Origin of the sequence: Desulfopila sp. IMCC35008, from assembly GCF_010646885.2 — a bacterium.
Lineage (GTDB): Bacteria > Desulfobacterota > Desulfobulbia > Desulfobulbales > Desulfocapsaceae > Desulfopila.
This window is the reverse complement of sequence record NZ_CP050700.1, coordinates 1,896,894-1,912,074: the sequence shown is the minus strand read 5'-3', so window position 1 is coordinate 1,912,074 and position 15,181 is coordinate 1,896,894. Positions and strand designations below refer to the sequence as shown.

The window sequence follows — 15,181 nt, the reverse complement described above, 5'->3', positions numbered from 1 at the left end:
CCCCTAACATCCGCATTAATCCGTAATTTTTTTCTAAAGATCGCTTTACATCCTTCCGATAAGATAATCAACTGGAGACACATTCCGTCTTAACCGGTTGTGCAGGATGCACGATGCAAGGACGCATACAGGCAGCCATGGAGGCAAAGCGATGATACATAATACGACTATCCAGAACGGAGTAAGCCCCCAAGCTTACAGGACAAACCAGGGACCGGAACTTCTCGGTTCACGTCAACGGGGACTGAAAGCCAGCTCTGAGAGTACAAGCTTATCAACAGATAAGGTTACCCTCTCTTACAAGTTGGAGTCTGTGGAACTTTATGACAGCTCCATGACCTTGCAGCCTGGCCAGCAGGACGGATATGACCTGCTGAGAGGTCTTGTTCTCAATATATTTGAGCAACAAGGCATGGATTTCACCATCCCGACGGGGAGCGGTGAAGTAAGTCTGGAAGAGCTCAGCCAGGAAGAAGCAACTGAACTGGTAAGCGACGATGGTTATTTTGGTATTGAACAAACCTCTGATCGTATTGTAGATTTCGCTGTAGGCGTTGCCGGTGGAGATCCAACCAGGATCGAAGCAATTAAGGCGGGGGTAGAACAGGGATTTAACGAAGCACTTGAAGCATTTGGTGGTTGGCTTCCGGATATTTCCTATGACACCTACGATGCAGTAATCGACAAACTTGATGCCTGGGTCGGCGAATCCGAGCCAATTGCATCATAAAAACAGGTGAAATCATGAGCGTAGAATTTTTCGGAGTCGGGGGACCCAACCAGATAGGCAGTCTCAAAAAGACGCAGAAGCCGTCATCCGACCAGAAAACAGAAACAAGCAAGGCTGATAAAGTGGAGTTTTCTTCTGTATTGCAAGACGTGCATAAAGCAAACGCCGCAAAACAGAGCAGCGACTCTGATCGGGCAGAGCGTGTGGAACAGATTCGGGCACAAATTGCCGATGGTTCCTACAAGCCTGACCTGGAAAAAGTTGCATCCTCACTGATGCAGTTCCTGCTTGAAGGGAAGTAAGAAATCATGAATGCCAGAACAACACGTGAGAAAATGATCCGCTTACGCGATGTGATTATCAAAGAGCGGAATTGCGCCAAAAAACTCGACATGGAAGGTCTTGAGGCCGCAATGCACGAAAAAGAACAACTCATCAAGATGCTGGCACATGTTAAGAGAATCGACGAGGCTGATAAACCTATCGCTGCCGAGATCCGACATGAGAACCGCCGTAATGCGTATCTCTTTAAGTCGACGCTTGGCTGGATACGACACACCATGGAGTTTTTCGGCAAACGTACGGTAACCTCTACCTATTCATCCGCAGGTGGTGAAATTGCTTCCCAGGTAAACGGCAGGCTGCTCTCAGGAAAGGTGTAGTATTATGGCCGGTCTATTCAGCGCGCTCAACGCAGCACGTACCTCCCTGGAGGTAAACCAGAAATCCCTCGAGATCGTTGGTAATAATATTTCCAACGTCAACACCGAAGGGTACTCCAGGCAACGATCAGAACTCTCCCCCTACCCCTCCATGAACTTTGGCGATTTCTTTATTGGCCAGGGGGTAAAAGTTACTAACGTAAAACGCGATCACGACGTCTTTATCCAGAACCAACTGGTCGATAAATCATCCGACTTCGGTTTTGAGGATGCACAGACACGCCCACTCTCAGAGCTCGAAAGAATATTCGCCATTACCGAAGAAAACATCGCCACAGATGTCGATCGTTTTTTCGACTCAGTACAGGAACTCTCAGCCAGCCCGAGTGATCTGGTTCTCCGCGACCAGGTAATCCAGCGCGGTGCACTTCTCTCAACAAATTTCAATAACACCATCAACGACCTTGATACGGTTACTGACAATATAAACGACACCCTTATCTCCAAGATTGAAGACATAAACTCCAAAATCACGGAAATAGCAGACCTCAACGACCGCATTCACCTGATAGAAATTTCCGGCCAGGATGCCAACACAGCAAGAGACCGCCGCGAGCTTCTGGCGAAAGAACTTGCCGTCACCGTTGGAGCTCAAACTTACTACGATAGCAATAACGGCATGATGACAGTCCAGCTTCCTGCTGGTTTACCCCTGGTTCAGGGGAATTCGGCAATGAGCCTGGAAGCCGTCACCACCGGAGCTCAGCTTGAAATCCAACTTCATGCAGGTGGAGTAACCCGCACCCTGAATGAACGCAATATTGGTGGTGAATTCAAGGGCCTTACCAATCTTCGTGACACCTTTATCCCAGCCTTAAAAGAGGATTTGGATAAACTCTCATATGAGATAACAACCCGTTTTAATACCCAGCATGCTGCCGGCGCCGGGCTTGACGGAGTTGGCGGTAGAAACTTCTTTAATGATCCTCCGAATATGGTACCCGTACCGCCAGCAAATGCCTGGGATGATGCAGCACGGACCATGTCCGTTGCAATTACCCTCTCAGAACAGATTGCTGCAGCTGAGGACCCGTACGTCGGACCTGGTGATAACCGTAATGCATTGCTGTTGTCCAATCTTGACGAACAACCGTTTATGAATGGTGTTGACACATTCAACTCTTTTTACGGAAAGCTCACCGCCCGTGTTGGTCTTGCAACAAGCCAGAACGAATTATCCAGGCAAGGCGCGGAAGATGCAGTTGTGCAACTTGAAAATATGCGCGACAGTCTGGCAGGTGTTTCCCTTGAAGAGGAAATGATCGATCTGATAACCTATCAACGCGGTTTTGAATCCTCTGCCAAATTCTTGTCTACCGTTGATGAAATGATGAACTCCTTGTTATCGATTAAACGATAAAAGAGGTATGGCCCATGAAAGTAACTGAAAATTCAACATACCGCCTGATGCAGACAAATCTCGACCGCATCACCAACAGATTGCAGGATCTTCGATATCAGGGTGCTACCGGCTTAAAACTTAATAAGTCTTCTGATGACCCTTCAGCCATCCGTCCGGTTCTGACTACCCGAACCCAACTCAGTAAAAATGAGCGCTACCTTGAAACCATGGGAGTCAGCCTTGACAAGATGCAAGCGACAGATTCTCATATGGCAAGTGTTGAGAGCTTGCTCGAACGAGCCAAGGAAATAGCTATCAACGCGGTAAACGGTGCCTTAAGTGATGCTGATATGGATACGCTGGCGGATGAACTTGCGGAAATCCAGGATGAGATGCTCGATTCAGCTAATGCGGTAATTGATGGCAAATATATATTCGCCGGGTACAGCGAAACCACAAAACCGTTTGAACTTAATCCATCTTACGACCCGACCCTGTATGACGAGACAAATTCAACAACCTGGCCATATCTCTACCATGGCGATGCCAATCCGACCGAACTTGAAATAACTCCGGGCGAACAATTACAAGTCAACTTAACTGGAAACGAGTTTTTTCTAGGCGTCTCCAACCAATATTGGAATGACGCCACAACAGCGGCCGGAGGTCCTGCCCCCGCAGGCACTCCTCCCGAACCTGGTGCTGTTGATCTCTTCTCCGTTTTACAGCGCACTGAAGAAGCAATCCGGGCTGGAAATATTGACGACCCTCTGCTTGCAGGTGGAGGCATCCAGGACAATATAGAAAAGCTCGAAATGGCTGCCGACCAGGAACGCCGACTTCGGAGCAGAATGGGTGTTCGCGCAGAACGTGTTGATTCCGCAATCAAACATCAGGAAGAGGTAAACGTAGATCTCCAGGAGATCCTCTCTCGCTACCAGGATGCTGACGTCATTGAGACCTTCAACGAGATCATCAAACAGGAAACAGCCTTCCAGGCCGCCTTAAGCATCACCTCCAAGGTCAAGGACATATCTATACTCAAGTATTTTTAGTGAGTTGACGTAACAGTTTGACACTACCCGAAATATTCAATACTATACTTTGAGTCTCGTACTCAATTGAAGTCTCGCAAGAATTGGCGGAACCTGCGTTAATAATCTGCCATATCCGGAATGGAGTTCTTTATGCTGGTTCTAACCAGAAAGGCCGGTGAAGGTATCATTATCGGCGACGATGTAACTATAAAAGTTATCGAATTGAAGGGCGGAGCGATTCGAATAGGCATTGATGCGCCACGGAGTAAAAAAATATACCGCCAGGAAGTTTATGATAAAATCAGTTTAGAAAACCGTGAAGCAGCACAATGGGATCTAACTGATCTTGATAAACTAAGTGAGAACCTTGTCGATACGAAGCGTGAAAAATGAGAAAACTACTTACACGATTTGGTGAAATTGAATACGATCCCGAAAGTTGCCTCAATTTCCCGGCAGGCATGATTGGCTTCCCCACCCTCCACAACTTTGTGGTAATGCCTAATCAAAAAGATGGGCCTCTTTTCTGGATTCAGAGTGTCGACGAACCGGAATTTGCTTTTGTGCTGACTGACCCGACCAATTTTTTCCTCGACTACCAGGTGCTACCCGACGAATCTGAACGGAATTACCTGAATATTGAAGAAAATGATGAATGTTATGTCCTTACTATCGTCACGGTTCCTCCGGACCAGAAGATAACCATAAACCTTGCGGCACCGATCCTCTTTGCCCCCAAGACGAATCGGGCAATTCAGGTTATCCTGGAAGACGGCAAATACCAGACAAAGACCCCGCTTCCTGAAGTAAAAAAAGAGCAACCTGCTGAATAATTTCAACAAGCCGATCGAATTACCGATCGGCTTATCTTTTTGTAATTCCATTTTATTCCCACCAAAAACCGCTTCTCTACCCTTTTTATTCATTATCATCATTTTTCCCTAAACTTTCTCCTCCATACAGCCGAAAAGTGACTTAACTGCGAGGAACATTAGAGACACTACGTTTGTGAATTGATTGCAATTTGACGCCGATTTTTTTTATCAAGGAGGAACCTTAATGGCACTTACAATCAACACAAACATCCCTTCACTGAACGCCCAAAGGAATTTAGGTAAATCACAGGGTGCTTTAGCCAAATCAATGCAACGCCTCTCTTCAGGCTTGCGAATTAACTCCGCCAAAGACGACGCCGCCGGTCTGGCGATTTCTGATCGTATGACCAGCCAGATCCGAGGCTTGAATCAAGCCGTACGTAATGCAAACGACGGCATTTCTCTTGCCCAGACCGCTGAAGGTGCCATGCAGGAAGCAACCAATATCCTACAGAGGGTTCGTGAGCTAGCCGTTCAGTCGGCTAATGATACCAACTCACTTTTCGATAGGGTTTCCCTGCAAAAAGAGGTTTCTCAGTTACAGCAAGAGCTTAATAGAATTGCCTCATCCACTGAATTTAACAATAAAAAGCTTTTGGATGGCACGTTTACATCATCTGTTTTTCAGGTTGGCGCTAACAAGGGACAAACCATAGCAGTTTCCATGGGCGCCACATGGGCGTATGAGATGGGTGACCAACAAATCCCCTCAAACCCACAATCCAGTCAAGTTGCAGCAACAGGCACCGCCAAGACCGCAGACACCTTGACTACAATTGTCGTAAGTGGCAACCAGACCTCAGAAGCACTAGCACTGTCAGGGACAGAATCAGCCAAGGAATTTGCGCAACTCGTTAATGAGAAGAGTGAAGACACAGGAGTAGATGCTGAAGCCGTCACCAACATGCTGATGACTAATATGAGTACCGCTGGAGCAGTCACATTTAATCTTGTTGGCTCAAATAATGGCACGGGCGAAGAAATATCCATAGGTGCCACCATAAACGATCCCGACAATCTCTCCCCAATCGTTTCTGCAATTAATGACAATTCGGCTGCAACTGGCATCACCGCGCGGTTAGATAACGAAGGGAATATTATGGCCACCAGTTCCCAGGGTGATGATATTGTCATAACGAACTTCACCTATAACGACAACAACGGAACACCCGTAAATTCAACGACATTCACAACATTGGATGCAAACGAAGAGGTGCCCCCACCGCCCGGTGGCACTGGGACAGCAATTGCTGGAGATGGTACAGAACAAGTAATCGTTGAAGGTATCGTAACCTTTCATTCCAACAAGTCATATACCGTTGAGGCAGCCGCGGGAACAGCTGGTACAAGTCAGTGGTTGACGACTGCGTTCAACGCTTCGGCACAGGAAACCGTTGCTGACATCGATATATCAACACAACTTGGAGCTGGCAACGCCCTGAAGGTCGTTGATAGCGCTATTGCTTTCATCGACGGTCAAAGAGCAAATCTCGGTGCTGTTATGAACAGATTCGAGTCTACTATCGCCAACCTGAATAATGTCTCCGAAAATGTTTCTGCAGCACGATCCCGGATTCTTGATGCTGACATAGCCCAGGAAACTTCGGCAATGACCAAACAAAACATTCTGCAGCAGGCAGGTGTCTCAATTCTGGCTCAGGCAAACCAGACACCACAGCTTGCCCTCCAGTTGCTTCAGGGTTAAAGCCTATAACTTTATAATGAGCCACTAACAATTGTTAGTGGCTCATTTTCTTCCACCATTCCGGATTCAGATTATCGTCGTTTAGCTGCTCCAATACCTCACTTGGTTCTGGTCGATCAAGCTTTCCTGTTTTTATAAGCAGCAACTGCCTCCGTCGCTCCATTTCCGTACTCTGGAAGCCCAGGTTGGCCAACATTTCCAGAAGGGGCAATGCAGACCCCGCCTCATCCATATACAAAGAGAAATACTCCAGTTCCACCTTTGCTTCCAGAATAGAAGACAGGCACCATTCCCCGATGCCAGAACCCGGTGCTATTGAATCATACCTTTTTGTTGCTGCAAGATGCGGCTCATCCAGTTGGAGTTGATCTGTTGAGTTTTCAAACAGATTAAGCAAGACATCGATAATCCCAACAGCATATTTCCTGTTTCCTGTATCCTGCGCCATTCGAACAAGCGATAAAAGTCGAGCCAGGGTTGGGTGCATTTCGCAGATTTCTCCCAGATCTGAAAATGCTTTGAACAGCAGACCAACTCGTTCTTCTGTAGCTAGGCCCGTATCTTGGGATTTGATGTACCAATTCAAAACCTCTATATAGTCTAAATGACCTGCACTGCTTGTATGATTATGCTCCCAAATTGACTGCAAGTCTGAATAGAAAATCTTTTCCTGCCAGAATTTGTGGTATTGTTCTTCATCCCTCTCAACATCGGCCACCACTTGAATGGACCTGCAAAGCAAACCTTCCTGCACAAGGGCCAAGGCCCTGTCCTCTTTACAGGCAAACACATTCAGAAGATAACTGTCAGGAGTGTTCTGCTTTTCAAATGGGGCGAGAACGTTAAGCCCGGGAATAAGATAATAACTCTTATATCCAGACATCTCTAGCTGATCACACAATTGATAATTGAATCCACCCTCACCTGCAAGATCATACAATATAAGAGGCGACTGTTCCTTTAAAACCGTCTGGGCCCCTTCAAGAATATTCAGCTCCTTTCCGGCAGCATCAATTCTCAGAAAATCTAAATCATGGTTGAAACCATATCTAATAACAGTCTCATCGAGCGTCAGGAGCCTCACATACTCTGCAACGACACTGTCATCCTGCTCGAAATCCACCGATACGTTATCTGGAAACTTTATTACCGGCAACATCTCGCCACCTTTCTCAGCAGCCAAACCTCCTTCAATTACTTTTATATTGGCAAGACCATTATCGTGAATACTTAATCTTAAATAAGAACAAAAATCTGACGATGGTTCAAATGCAAGGCAACTCCCGGACTCGCCAACAATTTTAGCTATATTCAAGAGGTAAAACCCAAAATTTGCTCCAACATCGATCGCTTTCATGCCAGGTTTGAGAAATGTACTGAGAAAATCCAACTCCTGCTCAAACCACCTCTCCTGCTCACGCAGGACAAAGGTGTGAAACACTTCAAGTGAGTCAGGCAGATGATACGCAAAGCCGTCATGCGCCTGGACAACTGCCGTACCTAAGGTACCAGCATTGTCACACCATGTATTCCACATCTCCCGAAATGCATTTTCGAGTTTTCTGGTAAACCCCTTATGATCCATTAATACGGAGTTTTGCAGTCTGCTTCTGAGAGACTTTTTAAGTTCAAATAACTTTTGCTTATCACTTGCCAAGTAGCGCACCTTCTCAAGGTACTCTTCTTCAGAATAGGCAATACACTCATTGAGTCCAAGGTTGGATAGGATCGATAAACCAACCCTTGCAGAATGACGATCCCCAACGAGTGTCACCACCGGGCATCCCATGTAAAGTGCTTCAAAGGTCGTTGTTGTACCATTATACGGGTACGGGTCGAGGGCTATATCAATTTTATTATAAAGATCCAAGTGACCATCAACCAGAGGGAGAAATCCCATGAGAGTAAGTTGGTTTTCGCCTACACCTTGGGCATAAAACTGCTTCTTGACATAGGAAGTGGTATCATTATCCGCAAAAGGGCTTGATTTGAGAAGAAGTGAAGAGTTCTCTATCGTAGTGAGCAGTTTCGACCATAATGCAATAGTCTTATTGCTAATTTTTGCTGAACTGTTAAATGAACCAAGGCATATTCCATTCCGTTCGTGCATCATTCCCATTTTAACAGAAGGGGCATCATTCGGGGCAGACCAGCTGAGAAAACATTTTTCCAACCTGTAAAGGTGTTCTGTGTGCAGATGTTCAGTCTCTCCGACCGGATCGGCCAGTTCATCTGTCAAACGATAATCAATGGTTTTAAGTCCTGTCGTATCTGGATAGCCCAAATAGGTAACCTGTATCGGGGCCGGTTTTTGAGCAAGAATTTCAATTCTTGTACCACTGGTATGTCCAGATAATTCAACAAGGATATCGATTCTATCTTTTCGAATGACATCTGCTGCCATCTTATCAGTAAGAGCATGAATAGTTCTCCAGCCGACAGGAACCTTTGCCTGAAACTTCTCAGTAAATGAGTCAACACCCGGATAGTTGTAGTAAACAAACATTTCGAATTCACTCGAATGATTCATAAATATTGGCAACATAAAAAAACCAACGGAGTGAACGCGCAAATCGCTAGAGAGATAACCTATCCGAAGTCTTCTTTTTTTGATTGGTAAATTCTGAAACGTCTTAAAGAAGTCACATGATCGAGTACATACATCCGCCCATCTCAAATGCTCCTGAAATATATAGTCCCTCTGCACGCTGTCATCATAATGAAGGCCAAAGAGATAGTTGCTGAAAATCCCCCGGATATTTTCATCCAGGGTAAATGCCCTTCTATAATTTTCATAACTTTCCCCATGACGACAGGACTGATAATAAATAAGTGCAAGGTTGTTGTAGGCAGGCGGATTGACAGGCTCAATAGCCAGTGATTTCTTTAAATGTTCTTCTGCCTTGCCAAATAGTCCTTTGGCTACATACACGCGAGATAAATCAACATGAACGTATGCATCCTCTTTGATTTTTAAAAGCTTGAAAAATGTCTTTTCTGCATCATCCAGCCTATAAAGGTCATAATATAAAGTACCGAGTTGTGCCAGTGCACCTTGATGTTGCCCGTTCAGTTGAACAGCCTTAAGAAGGCTCTCGATTGCCGCCAGGATATTGCCCATCTCTTTATAACAGAGTGCAACATTAAGGTGGGCGTTTGCATTCTCCGGTAACAACTCTGTTACTTTTTTATTATAGACAAGACCCATCTCGGGGTCATTTTTTTTTATATAAATCCTGCCAAGCAGCGAGTTAAACTCGACATCATCCGGGTATTTTTTAAGTAATTTTAGAATTTCTGATTCCGCCTTCCCGAGTTTGTTTTGCTGGAAAAGCTTGTTAATCCTTTTGCGAACCTTTTTTATATCCTTCATATCTTTCTCAGAAAAAATGAGGGGAAGAACTCGATACTCCTTCCCAGCAGAACCAGAAAACATCCAGAAATACCAACAAAGCCCTACTCTATTAGTTCTTCACTCCATTTAGGATAAATCTATTAAAATATTTGATATATGATTTCAACATCTTACGGAACACAACATTGTGTTATTTATTATTTTTCACTTTTCCCCTAAACAAATATATGCTCCCTACCGATAAGATTATCAAAGGATAAATGCACTAAATAGCATAACAGTGCAAAGACTAATATCAGCAAGGAGGTGGCGACGGCAAGCGAAACAAGTAGGTTAGTTATACAAAGTACGATTTAAAGTAGCAAAAGGGCAAGGATGCCCGCAACGTTAAACCCAAATAAATATTCATGGAGGAATATCATGGGCCTTAGTATTAATACAAATGTAATGTCTCTCAATGCTCAGCGTAACCTTGGTAAATCGCAGAGCGCCCTTAGCAAATCAATGACTCGTCTTTCTTCTGGTCTTCGGATCAATTCAGCGAAAGACGATGCAGCCGGACTGTCTATTTCTGATCGTATGACCTCGCAGATCCGCGGTCTGAACCAGGCAGTTCGTAACGCCAATGATGGTATTTCACTTGCACAGACTGCTGAAGGTGCAATGCAGGAAAGCACTAACATCCTGCAGCGTATGCGTGAATTGTCCGTACAGTCCGCAAACGATTCTAACACTTCTGCAGATCGCGCATCTCTCCAAAAAGAAGTTTCACAACTTCAACGTGAGTTGAACCGGATTTCTGAAACTTCTCAGTTTAATAATCAAAACTTGCTGGATGGTTCTTTCACCTCATCTGTTTTTCAAGTCGGAGCTAATAAAGGACAGACGATCGCGGTATCTGTAGGTAATACTCGATCGACTGAAATTGGTAACTATCAAGTTAACGCTGAAGTTAATGCAGCTCAGGTTGGTGCGACGGCAACGAGTGCTGTTGGCGCTGGTTCACTTACAATTGCAGGCAACCAAACTACTGCATCTGTAACTATTGAAGCAGGTGCTTCAGCCGCAGACATTGCAGCCGCTGTAAACACCAAAAGTGATGAAACCGCCGTTACTGCAGAGGCCGTTACCTACGCCAAACTTGATGGTTTTACTGGTGCAGGAGCGGTTTCCTTTACATTAAAAGGTTCAAATGATGAAGCTGTTACCGTAGCCACCGTACTTGATGAAAAGGATGAACTTTCCTCACTTGTTGCTGCAATTAATGATAATGCAGGTGAAACAGGTATTACAGCAAGACTTGATAATGAAGGTTCAATAATCATGAAAAGCAGTACCGGAGATGACATCGTTATCGATAGTTACTCTGGTTCTGATGCTAAACTACAAACTCTTAGCGCTGACGGTTTAGATAAGTATCAGGATGGCACAACGGCCGTTCCAGCCGCAGCTGATTTAACGTCAACCAACAAGAACGCCATTGTAACGGGCCAAGTCACTTTCCACTCAAACAGTTCTTATACTGTGGAACAGAGTGTTGCTGGCGTAAACGTGCTTGCTGATACCACAAATAAAGAAGCATCTGAACTTGAAGATGTCGGTAGCATAGATATCGGCACACAAGTTGGTGCAGGTAACGCTCTTAAGGTAATCGATGGCGCTATTGCCTATCTCGACTCACAGCGTGCCGACCTTGGTGCGGTCATGAATCGTTTTGAGTCTACTATCGCTAACCTGAGCAATATCTCTGAAAACATAAGTGCTGCCCGATCCCGTATCCTCGATGCGGATATCGCCCAGGAAACTTCTGCAATGACCAAGCAGAACATCCTGCAGCAGGCTGGTGTATCTATCCTCGCCCAGGCAAACCAGGCTCCTCAGCTTGCTTTGTCACTGCTTGGATAATATACTTCAAGTATCCTTTAATCCCGGAGGCACAGTTTTGGCCTCCGGGCCTTTCATTATGCTGTTACACGGAGGTAGCACATGAATGTTGAAGCGTTAATGCCAACCACCGGGCCGTCTACTCAGCGAAGTACGGTTGTAGCTGAGAAGGTTGACAAGGCCCGTAACGTAAAAGAATCCGCCCCTGAAAATCTGGGTTCAGCGAGTGAAGCAGGGAAAGAAATACAGCCTGAAGAGCTTCTTAAGCAGATCAAGTCAATTACCGAAGATGGTTTATATTCTGTACAATTTGAAAATAACGACGAGAATAAAACAATTGTAAAGGTTATCGACAGAGAAACGAACGAAGTTATTCGGCAGATCCCACCGGAAGAACTTCTTGAACTGACAAAACACCTGAATGAATTACAGGGTAACATCGTCGACACTGTCGGTTAGACTTCTTTCTACTGACACACTAGCGAATAGAGGTTTGTTATGAGTATTAGTTTTGGCGGTCTCGCCTCAGGAATGGATACCAACTCGATTATCGAACAGCTCATGAATATCGAACGAGCACCGGTAGTCAGTATGGAAACCGATAAAACCTGGCTCAACAATAAGCTTACTGCATATAAGGAATTCGACAACCGCCTGAAATCCTTTCTCAGTAGTGTAGACTCATTGGTCGAACGCGATCAATATAGCCAGACAACACTCACACAGAGCTCTGATGAGTTTTTTTCTGCATCAGCATCAGAAGGTGCCCTGCCCAATACCAATTACAGGGTTGAAGTTGTAGGTTTGGCCCAGCGTGAAAAAAGTTATACAGACGGATTTACCTCAAAAACGGATCAAACTTTCGGTACAGGTGACCTTACTGTAACAGTGAATGGCGTTAATCATGTCGTAAAAATTGATGACACTAACAATTCCCTCGAAGGAATCATGAATGCCATTAATGATGCTGAGATATATGTGAACACAACGATCATCAATGATGGTACCGACACGAACCCCTTCAGATTGACAATTACCGGCAACGATGTCGGAAGTAGTATTGAAATCGATGATTCTGCACTTATAGGGGGGGACGGGCTGGGAATTATTTATGAGTCTCAACCTGCTCAGCAGGCTCATGTTCGTGTTGATGGCATTGACATTTACAGCCAGACAAACGAAATCAAAGATATTATTCCAGGGGTAACCCTCGACCTGCTCAAAGCCCAGGAAGGCGAAATCAACACCATAAAAATTGGTGAAGATAACAGTGCTATTCAAACAAATGTTAATGCTTTTGTTACAAGCTATAATGAGGTTATTTCATTTGTATCTGGACAATCGACTTTAGGGGACACAGCGGCAGGCGTTCTCGGCGGCGATTCAGGCCTCAGTGCGATAAAACGTCACTTGCAGGATATGCTCACTTCCTTCGTCGACACAGATGGAACGTATACCTCTCTCTCTCAGCTTGGTCTTGAAACTCAAAAAGATGGACAATTATCACTGAATAGCTCTGACTTAAGCAAAGCAATCAAAAACGACGAAGAAAGTGTTATCAACCTATTAGCCGGCAAAGTTGGTGAGGAAGAAAATGGGATAGCCTCACGGTTTAAAGAGTATCTTACAGACCTGACGAGCTCTGCAGACGGTTTACTTGCTGGAAGGACTAAAAGCATAAACGATAATATAGCCAGAATCGATGCCAATATTGAAAAGACCGAGGCCCGTCTGCAGAAGCGTGAAGCAACCCTGAAGTCTCAATTCAACGCTATGGAACAACTCGTTTCCACCATGAATTCGACATCAAGTTTTCTATCCACCCAATTGTCTTCTCTTGAATCTTTATGGAACTATAACAAATGAACGGATACGTAAACCAATACCAACAAAACCAGATAATGACCGCTTCCCAGGAGCAGATTCTGGTGATGCTGTATGATGGAGCCATCCGATTTGCCAGTCAATCCATTGAAGCAATAGAGAAAAATGATATGGCTACAAAGGGTAAATATATAGGCAAGGCGATGGCAATTATATCTGAATTTGCGAACTCTCTCGATCACGAAGTCGGGGGTGAAATCGCCGCCGACCTCGACGCCATGTATGGCTACATTTTACGTGAACTCTCCAATGCAAATGTCGAGAACAAAAAGAGTCGTATCGAGGGTGTCATTGCACTCCTTAAAGATCTCAGGCAAACCTGGATTGAGGCAATTGAAATCAACAATTCGGAAAAAGCGAATGGACAGGAAACTGTTCCACATGTTGCAAATTCAACTATCTGATTAGTCATGCAAGAAAGTAAAGTACTTCTGGAAAAATCGGTCAGAGCCTATCAAAATATGCTTGAACATGTACAGAACTTCAAAGAATCTGTAGAAAAAATAGCGCTTTCTACAGAAGAGTATGAAAGATACAATAAAAAATTAATCGAACTGCAGAATCAAGCTGAAGAAATCGATAAAGAGTTTAAAGCTCACTTTCAGAACAAGACTGACACACTGATTGCCGACACCCATCTCTTACAGAAAAAAATGGAGATGATGCAGGAGATTTTAGAAATCAACAACTATCTGCTTCCCAGGCTGGCATCACTTATTGACATTACCAAAGAGGAGATGGTCAGCCTGAAAAAGAGTGTTACTCAGATTGGTGGTTATCATTCGGGAACTAAACCTCAGAGTGGGAGGGTAATAAGGAATAAAGGATAAAAAAAGACAACTATTTTTCATTTTATCATTAAAGCATAGAAATAAGTACCTATATACTAAACTTTACGACCAATAAAGATAATAAAATCTCAATAAATTTGACTCAGTTCATATTATTTCCATTTCTATATCCCCTATTCAAGCCTGCAAATAGTTATAATGGTATCACTAAGTATATTTTTCTCCATCAAGAGATGTTTTAGTTCGTTATCGTGAACCTCGAAACCTGTACACTTTAATACATCATCCTCTAAAATTAATCCTGCTCTACTCATTACTTTAAGAATAGTATAAGGACAACCATTCCCATTTTAATGGAACAATTTAAAACCATGGTGATGCCTCTACCAATTTAAAACCAAGCTATGCGTTAGGTTTTCATTAAAAATCTTTTTATCACATGTTGAACAAGGGGAACTCATCCAACTTGATGAAAAATGTTAAAATAAACTGTAATTTCAGTAAACAAAGCGCACCTCAGCGGTTCGCCTTTCTTGATGCTTTTCAGGAAAGTCTCTGATCTTTGATCCCCCCTCCTCTCTAGCTTATGCGCTAGATGAGGTGAATCATCCAGTTTGTGTCCATCCTAAAACCCTCGATTTCAGAGAGGCTCGGCGCAAATAGTTCCACCTTTACGTTAATAACACGGTGGACATTTTGAGCACTTACTACGTGAAGGAGATCACGGATTTTCAATGCTTTGGCAAGTAAAGTTTGAATCTAAATGCCCGCCGGATTAATAAATAGAGAAACCCCTTGTCGAGACCGATCTTTCAGGTGAAGCTGAAAAAGTCTGTTTCACTGAAATTTCGACACA

Annotated in this window: 12 protein-coding genes and 4 pseudogenes; 15 read left to right on the top strand and 1 reads right to left on the bottom strand. The window is 44.2% G+C overall.

Annotated features, from left to right (window positions below; translation table 11 throughout):
- The first annotated feature begins 151 nt into the window (after positions 1 to 151).
- The 9 genes and pseudogenes from GA520_RS08465 to GA520_RS08425 form a co-directional block, all read left to right on the top strand.
- Positions 152 to 730 carry a hypothetical protein gene (locus GA520_RS08465; RefSeq protein WP_163339271.1) on the top strand — a complete coding sequence of 193 codons (579 nt, stop codon included), beginning with the start codon at positions 152 to 154 and terminating at the stop codon, positions 728 to 730.
- Between the two features lie 14 nt (positions 731 to 744).
- Entirely contained in the window at positions 745 to 1,032 is a 288-nt protein-coding gene (flgM, locus tag GA520_RS08460) for a flagellar biosynthesis anti-sigma factor FlgM (protein ID WP_163339272.1), read from the top strand.
- 6 nt (positions 1,033 to 1,038) lie between these two features.
- Positions 1,039 to 1,392, top strand: a complete 354-nt coding sequence (locus tag GA520_RS08455; protein WP_163339273.1) for a flagellar protein FlgN — start codon at positions 1,039 to 1,041, stop codon at positions 1,390 to 1,392.
- A gap of 4 nt (positions 1,393 to 1,396) precedes the next feature.
- Complete coding sequence (gene flgK / locus GA520_RS08450) at positions 1,397 to 2,812, top strand: flagellar hook-associated protein FlgK (RefSeq protein WP_163339274.1); 1,416 nt, start codon at positions 1,397 to 1,399, stop codon at positions 2,810 to 2,812.
- 14 nt (positions 2,813 to 2,826) lie between these two features.
- Entirely contained in the window at positions 2,827 to 3,849 is a 1,023-nt protein-coding gene (flgL, locus tag GA520_RS08445) for a flagellar hook-associated protein FlgL (RefSeq protein WP_163339275.1), read from the top strand.
- Between the two features lie 132 nt (positions 3,850 to 3,981).
- On the top strand, positions 3,982 to 4,224 hold the full coding sequence (csrA, locus tag GA520_RS08440; protein ID WP_163339276.1) for a carbon storage regulator CsrA: 243 nt from the start codon (positions 3,982 to 3,984) through the stop codon (positions 4,222 to 4,224).
- Positions 4,221 to 4,664, top strand: a complete 444-nt coding sequence (locus tag GA520_RS08435; RefSeq protein WP_163339277.1) for a flagellar assembly protein FliW — start codon at positions 4,221 to 4,223, stop codon at positions 4,662 to 4,664. The genes csrA and GA520_RS08435 overlap by 4 nt, the downstream gene beginning before the upstream one ends.
- A 226-nt stretch (positions 4,665 to 4,890) precedes the next feature.
- A pseudogene (locus GA520_RS08430) lies at positions 4,891 to 5,760 on the top strand (flagellin); the annotation flags it as partial.
- A gap of 417 nt (positions 5,761 to 6,177) precedes the next feature.
- Positions 6,178 to 6,411: pseudogene (locus GA520_RS08425) on the top strand (flagellin); the annotation flags it as partial.
- Positions 6,412 to 6,445: 34 nt separating this feature from the next.
- Here the strand turns inward: GA520_RS08425 and GA520_RS08420 are convergent.
- Positions 6,446 to 9,784: an FkbM family methyltransferase gene (locus GA520_RS08420; protein ID WP_163339279.1), complete on the bottom strand. Its 3,339-nt coding sequence runs from the start codon at positions 9,782 to 9,784 to the stop codon at positions 6,446 to 6,448.
- 357 nt (positions 9,785 to 10,141) lie between these two features.
- Between GA520_RS08420 and GA520_RS08415 the strand changes: the two are divergent.
- The 6 genes and pseudogenes from GA520_RS08415 to GA520_RS08390 all read left to right on the top strand — a co-directional run.
- Positions 10,142 to 11,044: pseudogene (locus GA520_RS08415) on the top strand (flagellin); the annotation flags it as partial.
- Positions 11,045 to 11,434: 390 nt separating this feature from the next.
- Positions 11,435 to 11,671: pseudogene (locus tag GA520_RS08410) on the top strand (flagellin); the annotation flags it as partial.
- An 81-nt stretch (positions 11,672 to 11,752) separates the two neighbouring features.
- Positions 11,753 to 12,109, top strand: a complete 357-nt coding sequence (locus tag GA520_RS08405) for a flagellar protein FlaG (RefSeq protein ID WP_163339281.1) — start codon at positions 11,753 to 11,755, stop codon at positions 12,107 to 12,109.
- 39 nt (positions 12,110 to 12,148) lie between these two features.
- Complete coding sequence (fliD, locus tag GA520_RS08400) at positions 12,149 to 13,516, top strand: flagellar filament capping protein FliD (RefSeq protein ID WP_163339282.1); 1,368 nt, start codon at positions 12,149 to 12,151, stop codon at positions 13,514 to 13,516.
- Entirely contained in the window at positions 13,513 to 13,938 is a 426-nt protein-coding gene (fliS, locus tag GA520_RS08395) for a flagellar export chaperone FliS (RefSeq protein ID WP_163339283.1), read from the top strand. Before fliD ends, fliS begins: the two co-directional genes overlap by 4 nt.
- 6 nt (positions 13,939 to 13,944) lie before the next feature.
- Entirely contained in the window at positions 13,945 to 14,364 is a 420-nt protein-coding gene (locus GA520_RS08390; RefSeq protein WP_163339284.1) for a hypothetical protein, read from the top strand.
- Positions 14,365 to 15,181: the final 817 nt, after the last annotated feature.

Coding starts and splice junctions, on each gene's coding strand:
- fliS (WP_163339283.1), top strand. CDS start 13,513: ATGAACGGATACGTAAACCAATACCAACAAAACCAGATAATGACCGCT.
- GA520_RS08455 (WP_163339273.1), top strand. CDS start 1,039: ATGAATGCCAGAACAACACGTGAGAAAATGATCCGCTTACGCGATGTG.
- flgM (WP_163339272.1), top strand. CDS start 745: ATGAGCGTAGAATTTTTCGGAGTCGGGGGACCCAACCAGATAGGCAGT.
- flgK (WP_163339274.1), top strand. CDS start 1,397: ATGGCCGGTCTATTCAGCGCGCTCAACGCAGCACGTACCTCCCTGGAG.
- GA520_RS08465 (WP_163339271.1), top strand. CDS start 152: ATGATACATAATACGACTATCCAGAACGGAGTAAGCCCCCAAGCTTAC.
- flgL (WP_163339275.1), top strand. CDS start 2,827: ATGAAAGTAACTGAAAATTCAACATACCGCCTGATGCAGACAAATCTC.
- GA520_RS08420 (WP_163339279.1), bottom strand. CDS start 9,784: ATGAAGGATATAAAAAAGGTTCGCAAAAGGATTAACAAGCTTTTCCAG.
- GA520_RS08405 (WP_163339281.1), top strand. CDS start 11,753: ATGAATGTTGAAGCGTTAATGCCAACCACCGGGCCGTCTACTCAGCGA.
- fliD (WP_163339282.1), top strand. CDS start 12,149: ATGAGTATTAGTTTTGGCGGTCTCGCCTCAGGAATGGATACCAACTCG.
- GA520_RS08435 (WP_163339277.1), top strand. CDS start 4,221: ATGAGAAAACTACTTACACGATTTGGTGAAATTGAATACGATCCCGAA.
- csrA (WP_163339276.1), top strand. CDS start 3,982: ATGCTGGTTCTAACCAGAAAGGCCGGTGAAGGTATCATTATCGGCGAC.
- GA520_RS08390 (WP_163339284.1), top strand. CDS start 13,945: ATGCAAGAAAGTAAAGTACTTCTGGAAAAATCGGTCAGAGCCTATCAA.